General features: G+C 73.9%; 6 protein-coding genes. 4 read left to right on the top strand and 2 right to left on the bottom strand.

Going from position 1 to position 6,020, the window contains the following annotated elements; all coding sequences use genetic code 11:
* Positions 1-231: 231 nt before the first annotated feature.
* Entirely contained in the window at positions 232-726 is a 495-nt protein-coding gene (locus tag ACWGIS_RS29030; RefSeq protein WP_453365422.1) for an FBP domain-containing protein, read from the top strand.
* Positions 727-805: 79 nt separating this feature from the next.
* Here the strand turns inward: ACWGIS_RS29030 and ACWGIS_RS29025 are convergent, their stop codons facing one another.
* Positions 806-1,402: a TIGR03086 family metal-binding protein gene (locus ACWGIS_RS29025; protein ID WP_453365421.1), complete on the bottom strand. Its 597-nt coding sequence runs from the start codon at positions 1,400-1,402 to the stop codon at positions 806-808.
* A 156-nt stretch (positions 1,403-1,558) separates the two neighbouring features.
* Here ACWGIS_RS29025 and ACWGIS_RS29020 point away from each other — a divergent pair, with 156 nt between their 5' ends.
* The 3 genes from ACWGIS_RS29020 (at position 1,559) to ACWGIS_RS29010 (ending at position 5,298) form a co-directional block, all read left to right on the top strand.
* Positions 1,559-2,836 (top strand): FUSC family protein, encoded by a 1,278-nt coding sequence (locus ACWGIS_RS29020; RefSeq protein WP_453365420.1) that lies wholly within the window; start codon positions 1,559-1,561, stop codon positions 2,834-2,836.
* A 50-nt stretch (positions 2,837-2,886) separates the two neighbouring features.
* The gene (locus ACWGIS_RS29015; protein ID WP_453365419.1) at positions 2,887-3,939 is read left to right on the top strand and encodes a hypothetical protein; all 1,053 of its coding nucleotides are present in this window, start codon (positions 2,887-2,889) and stop codon (positions 3,937-3,939) included.
* Positions 3,940-4,053: 114 nt separating this feature from the next.
* On the top strand, positions 4,054-5,298 hold the full coding sequence (locus ACWGIS_RS29010) for a lactonase family protein (RefSeq protein WP_453365418.1): 1,245 nt from the start codon (positions 4,054-4,056) through the stop codon (positions 5,296-5,298).
* On the opposite strand, the gene ACWGIS_RS29005 is transcribed toward ACWGIS_RS29010, so the two are convergent.
* Positions 5,266-5,991, bottom strand: coding sequence for a DUF2470 domain-containing protein (locus ACWGIS_RS29005; protein ID WP_453365417.1), 726 nt, complete (start codon positions 5,989-5,991; stop codon positions 5,266-5,268). The two genes, ACWGIS_RS29010 and ACWGIS_RS29005, sit on opposite strands and share 33 nt — an antisense overlap.
* Positions 5,992-6,020 lie beyond the last annotated feature (29 nt).

The raw sequence follows: 6,020 nt of genomic DNA, 5'->3' as shown, positions 1-6,020 counted from the left end.
GCGCGTGGGGCGGTGGCCGCCGTTTTCATGCCCGCTGTACCGGCCGCGACGGCGGGCCGCATCCTCGCCGAGGGGGGTCGAGCGCGCTCGGCGAGAGCCGCAGCGGCCCTCGCGCTCCCCGGCCCGGAGAAAAGTATTCGCCCGCCCGCCAGGTCACTATGTAGCTTAGGTGTGAACCTAGTCGTCCTAGGTTTTTTTCGTAGCCGTACGCGCACACCTCAGGAGCACCCCGTGAGACCGCTCACCGAGCAGGACATCCGCACCTCGTTCATCAACTGCTCGAAGGGCGAGGCGAAGCGTCTGGCGGTGCCCCGGGATCTGGACGAGCGGCCCTGGGAGCACCTGGACTTCCTCGGGTGGCGAGATCCCGGGGCACCCGACCGCAGCTACCTCGTCACGGAGCACGCGGGCCGGCTCGTCGGCGTGACACTGCGGTTCCCCTCGTCCCGGCGGGGCCTGCTGCACCGGAGCATGTGCTCGCTCTGCCTGACCACGCATCCGGGCAGCGGCGTCTCCCTGATGACCGCGCGCAAGGCGGGCGCGGCGGGCCGCGAGGGCAACTCGGTCGGGGTCTACATGTGCACCGACCTCGCCTGCTCGCTCTACGTGCGCGGCAAGAAGGCCCCGGAGCCCGGGGGCCGCTTCGAGGAGACCCTCACCCTGGAGGAGCAGATCGCCCGGACCGTGGGCAACCTGTCCGCCTTCCTGGCCAAGCTCTCCGACTGACCGTCCCGGCGCGCCCCGCGCCGCCGGGGGCCGGTGCGCGCCGCCGTCCGCGAGGAGCGGCGCGCCCGGCGCCGGCGGCTCAGGGCGCGGCGGGTGCCCAGTGCGGGTCCCGGCCCAGAAACGCCAGCAGGGCCGCCGCCCGCCCCTCGTCCGCCGCGGCCTCGCGCGCCGGGGCGAAGACGCCGTACGCGTCACGCAGGTGGTCGACCAGTTGGGCCGCGGCGGGCCAGATCCCCTCGGCGACGTCCTCGGCGAGCGGCGCGCCCTGCCCCGTCGCCACGGCGATGTCCCAGGCGTGCACCGCGGCGTCCATCGCGGCCGCCGCCGCGGCGAGCGGGAAGGGAAGCGGCCCCAGCGGGGTCGGCACTCCCGCGTCGTCCGGGGACAGCCGCCCGTAGACCTCCCGCACCCCCGCCAGCACCGAGTCCAGCTCGGCCGAGGCGTCACCGTGCAGCGCGTCGGCGGGCTGGAAGGGGTCCGACTCCGGCGACCCGTGGCCGGTGACGACAGCGCCGTACGCCTGCTGATCGAGACGCGCGTGATTCACTACCTGACGTACGGTCCACTCGCTGCAGGGCGTCCGGGCCCCCCAGGCCTGCTCCGGTACGGCCGCCACCACCTCGCTCAGGTAGGTGTGCGCCCGCGACAACAGCTCGACGCCCTCTGTGCCGACCATTCCGGTCCCCTTTTTCTCGTTTTCCCTCATTTGCCCCTCATTTGTCCCTCGCTTCGCCCGACGAGAACAACTTAGGCACACTTGCGGACAGTTACGGTCCTCAATGAGTACGGAAGAAAACGTTCGTTGCACCTGTGAAAGGGGAACAGCGCAAGGATGCGAGTGGCACGTGGGGAGTGGACGACATCCGTCGCACGGATGGTGAAGCGACGGCGGGAACCCGCGGTCGTGCAGGCGCTGAGATCGACGCTGGCGGCGACGATCGCGTACGTGGTGGCCGTTCGACTCAGCCCCGAGGCCGCTCCGCTCACCGCTCCCCTGACCGCACTGCTGGTCGTCCAGGTCACCCTGTACGGCACGATCACCACCAGCCTGCGGCGGGTGAACTCGGTCGTCGCCGGTGTCATCGTCGCCATCGGCTTCAGCGTACTCGTGGGTCTGACCTGGTGGAGTCTGGCGCTGCTCATCATCGCCTCGCTCGCCGTCGGACACCTGGTGCGGGTCAGCGAGTTCGTGCCCGAGGTGGCGATCAGCGCCATGCTGGTCCTCGGCGTCACCAAGGTGGGCGACTACGCCTGGGCCCGTGTCCTGGAGACGGTGATCGGCGCGGTGGTGGGACTCGCGTGCAACCTGCTGTTCGCCCCGCCGGTGTGGACGGACGCGGCCGGTGAGTCCATCGGGGACCTGGCGCGCCGGATGCGGCAGCTGATGCTGCGCCTCGGCGAGGAGGCCGCCGGGCGCACCCCGTTTGCACAAGCGGCGGCGCGACTCCACGAGGCTCGCCGGCTCGACCACGACATCGCCGAGGTGGACGGAGCGCTGCGTCAGGCGGAGGACAGCCTCAAGCTCAACCCGCGCGTCCGCGAGGGGCTGCTGCACCGGGTCGTGCTCCGCACCGGCCTCGACACGCTGGAGATCTGCACGGTCGTCCTGCGGGTGCTCGCGCGCAGTTTCACCGACCTGGCCAAGGAGCACGAGCCCGAGCCGCTGTTCGATCCGCAGGTGGGGGCGGCGCTGGAGGAGCTGCTGTCCGAGGTGGGCGACGCCGTGGTGAGCTTCTCGGTCCTGGTGACCACCCACGTGAGCCAGAGCGCCGAGTCCGCCGAGACACGGCTCGGCGCGGAGCTCGCCAGGGCGGCCGCCACCCGCGACAAGCTGGCCCAGCTGCTGCTGGAGGGCGTCCAGCGCGACGCGCGGCTGTGGCAGCTGCACGGTGCCGTGCTGACCGAGGTCAACCGCATCCTCGACGAACTCGACATGGAGCACCGCTCCCGCCGGCTCCTGGAGGAGCTGGACCGCTGCACGCGCGAGCAGCGCGAGCGCTGGCCGCGCCTGGCCCGTCTCCAGCAGCGCCTGCGCCGGCTGCGCCGAAAGCACGGGCACCTCGCCCTGCCGTGGCGGAACCGCCGCTCCCCCGCGAAGCGTTCTAGCTGACGGAACGCCGCGCCGGAGCGTGGCGCCAGCGCGACGAGGGGAGCGTCCGGATGCCCGAAGGCACCGTGCGGATCGACGGTCATACCCTGCTGCTGCCCGGAGGGGTGCGCGTCCGGTTCATGAGGACGCTGCGGCTGCCCGAGACGGGCACGCACGCACTGCCGCCCGGCCTCGGCGAGTTCCCGCTGCGGCGGGTCGAGGACTACGCGGACTCGGTGCCCGAGGCGTGGCGGGCCCGTGGCGGGGTGATGCTGCCGGTCTATCTGCGCGAGGCCATGTGGCTGAGTTTCGCGGGCTCCCAGGAGCCGGCCGCCCTGCAGGTCGGGGTGGGCAAGGTGTGCGCGATCTCGGGCCGGCCGTGGACCTCCCGGCTGCACCGGGACCCGCAGAACTACGTCGTGCTCCCGCGGCAGCCGTGGCTCGACGGCATCAACTCCGGGAAGGGGACGGTCCGCCAGTTCGTGGCGGTGCCCCTCGGCCTCGGTGCCACCGTCGAGGGCCAGGTGACGGGCGAGGAGGTGTGGGGCGGCGTGCAGCTCCAGTCCTTCCCGCTGAACGCGCGCCGGCTGGCCGAGTGGCGCGAGGAGCAGCGCGTACGGGCCGAGCGGGCGCGGGCCGCCGCGCCGCCGTTCCCGGCGTACGGGGCGATGCCGGCGGCCATGGCCCCGGGCGCGCCGCCCGCTCCGGGCGCCGCGCCGGTCGGCGGTCCCCCGCAGCGGGCCGCCGCCATGGGTCTGGGGGTCGGCGGTTCGATGCGCCAGGAGGTCTACCGGGACGACCGGCCGCGCGGGAGCTGGGCCGAGGAACCGTCGGGGCGCGTGTTCGTGCACCTGGTGACACCGCCGGAATGGCGGCGCATCACCGGCGAGGCGCCGCCCCCGTCGCCGGTCGACCGCGCGGCGTACACCCGCGCGGGCCTGCCCTGGTTCGACTACTACGACCAGGACGCCGCGGACACCGCTCCCTCGGACGCCCTGGGCGCGGTGAAGCCGGTCGGCGAGTGGCTGGGCGACGACCACGAGCCCTGGCAGCAGCCCTCGGCCCACCAGGTGAAACCCCTCGGGGACGCCCCGGGCAAGCCGGTGGGCGACGGCGACTGGTGAGCGGTGGGCGGTTGTTGCGGTGACCGCAACGGCCGTTGCCTTTCTTGCACATGGCGGGTGGGTCGCGTCAAGGTGGCTGTCACAGCCGAGGCGACCGACACCCGAGGTGCAGGCATGAGCAGTGATGGAGAGCCGGGACGCGGTCCGGCGGGCGGCAGGTGGAGCAGGCGCCGGTTCGTCGGGACGGTCACGGCGGCCGCCGCCGTGACGGCGATCCCGGCGCCGGTCGCGCCCACGGACTCCGCGTCGGGCGGGGCCGCCGCCCCTTCGGCACCGCCCGGGACGCCGCGGCCGGCGCCGGACTCGGATGCGCCGCCCGCGCGTTCCACCGGCCCCCGGCCGCTGTTCCTCGGCACGTACACCTCGGTCGAGGGCGGCGGCAGGGGCATCGGCCTGGCCACGTACGACCCGTCGACGGGCCGGATCTCGGGCACCGGGACCGTCCGGGGCGTCGGCGATCCGTCGTATCTGGCGGTGCACCCGGACGGCCGCACGCTGTACGCCGTGGACGAGCGGCCGGACGGCGGGGTGACGGCGGTACGGCTCAAGGGGAACAGGGTCCTGGGCACCCGTGGCACCGGGGGCTCCGGACCCTGCCATCTGTCCGTGCACCCGGGCGGACGCTGGCTGTTCAGCGCCAACTACGGCTCGGGAAGCGTCGCCGTGCATCCGGTCGGCGCCTCGGGCGCCCTCGGCGAGCGCACGGACCTCGTGACGCACTCCCGGCCCGCCCCCGGGCCCGGGCAGGACGGCCCGCACGCCCACCAGGTCCTCACGAGCCCCGACGGCGGCCATGTGCTCGCCGTCGACCTGGGCACCGACACCGTGTACACGTACCGCCTCGACGAGTCCGCGGGCACGCTGACGGAGGTCTCGCGGGCGCGGACCCGGCCGGGCGCGGGTCCGCGCCACTTGACGTTCCATCCGGGCGGCCGTTTCGCCTATCTGGCGAACGAGGTCGACAACACCGTCACCGTCTGCGCGTACGACGCGGCCACCGGGCGTCTGACGCCGGGCGACCCCCAGCCGACCGGGACCGGGGCGGGCACGAGCTATCCGGCGCAGATTCTGGTCACCTCGGACGGGTCGTACGCCTACCTCGCCAACCGCGGGCACGACAGCCTGACCCGGTACGCGGTCGAGGCGGACGGGGCCCGGCTGCGTCTGCTCGACACGGTGCCGGTGGGCGGCGACTTCCCGCGCCAGATCGCCTTCTCCCCGGACGGGCGCCTGCTGTTCGCGGCGAACCAGAAGTCGGGCACGGTCAGCGTCTTCCGGGTCGACCGCGCCAGTGGTGAACTGCGGCTCGCGGGTGAGCCGTTCGCCTCACCGGTCGCCGTCTGTGCGCTGCCGCTGTAGCGCGCGGGGGCAGGCGGCGGCGTTCGCCTGGGCGAGCAGGACGTGCATGCGCTCCGTGAGCCGGCCGAGGTCGTCGGCGGGGGCGTGGAAGGGCAGGCGTACGTCGCCGTTGCCGCGCGCCCGCTCGATGCGCAGGGTCAGTCCGTGCCGGTCGACGGCGAGCGGCTGCACGCGGACCGCGCCGTGCAGGCTGTCGGGCTCGACGAGCCGGGTCAGCCGTTCGACGGCGTCCGGGTGGGCGTCGGCCAGGTGCGTGAGCAGCTTGGCCTCGGCCGTCGCGAGGGGGTCGGGCCGGGCGGCGGCCAGGTCGTCCAGGTCGACGACGACCGACCCGGACGCCTCCCGCAGGACGGCGCGCGAGGGCTGGAAAGCCAGGTGTCCCTCATCGAGGGAGAACCAGCCGGCCAGCCAGAGCCTCGCCCGGATGCGGTTGCGCACCGGGACGGGCGCGACGTCGGCGAACTCCAGGACCGCGGACGGCTCGCCGCGCGGCGCGCAGATCGCGGCCGCGACCAGGCTGCTGTCCTCGGGTACGTGCAGCAGCACCCGGCCGTCCTCCTCGACGGTGTGCGCGCCGACGAACTCCTCGCGGCCGCCCTCGGCGGTCACCGCGCAGGACCATGCGGTGGCGAGCACCGAGCGGGCGCGTTCGGCCGCAGACGGCGCTGCCGCCCAGGTGTGACGGACACCCATCACCAAACCTCCTTAGGTAAGCCTTGCCT

The organism is Streptomyces sp. NPDC054842 (assembly GCF_053611025.1).
The sequence above is the reverse complement of the archived record's forward strand: the minus strand, read 5'-3'. Positions and strand labels throughout refer to the sequence as shown.